1 protein-coding gene is annotated in these 722 nt (G+C 46.7%); it reads right to left on the bottom strand.

Annotated elements, in window-relative coordinates; translation table 11 throughout:
• The coding region (locus tag R7190_RS27305; protein WP_318137860.1) for a DUF3541 domain-containing protein at nucleotides 1–679 on the bottom strand (679 nt) is incomplete at its 3' end.
• Between the last annotated feature and the right edge of the window lie 43 nt (nucleotides 680–722).

Raw genomic sequence — 722 nt, 5'->3', positions numbered from 1 at the left:
TGTTGCCGTATTGCTGAGCAGAGAGCTTTTTATCATTGTCGTCGGGGTAGGTCGCTCGGAATGCTTCAATGAACGCGTTCACCACATCTTGTTCACCCAGTTGACGCAGCCAATAGACCTGATTTGCCAACTGCGCCGACCATGCTTCAATCATCTCTTTATCGGTGGCGTAGCGAGTAAAATCGTAACGACGAATGATTTCTCGCAGTGTTTTATCTTGTTGGTGCTTTAAGCCGTACTCATCTGCTCTCGCCATCGCGCCCAGTAAATCGACGCCAAGATACAAATACTCAGGGTGATGTTTTGTTACGGTATAACGACGTTGGCTGCGCTCGTCCTCTTTTTCTTGGTAGCGAGTCAGCCGCTCAGAGGAATATAAAATGATGTCTTCTGGTTTGACGACGTCATTCGCGAAGCGATTCAATCGGCTTGCGACTTGAGCCATGTCTGTCCAAATGGTTGCGTAGTATTTTTCATCTAAGGTTTGGCGGAACATACGCAGCCCAAAGTGGCCTTCCTTAAAAGGAGGAAGCGTGAATAACTCACGTTCGTATGTGTCGCGAATCAGCTGTGCTGATTGAGAGTAATTAAGTGCAGGCACCTCTTCTTGAGATGCCTGAACATTCAAGATGAGTGAGCAAGAGAGCAAGACCGCCAAGCTGATAGGTTTGATACGCATAAATCCATTCCCTGATATAACCTGGATGTAAACTTATCATCAA

Source organism: Vibrio sp. 1078-1, from assembly GCF_033340475.1.
The sequence above is the reverse complement of the archived record's forward strand: the minus strand, read 5'-3'. Positions and strand labels throughout refer to the sequence as shown.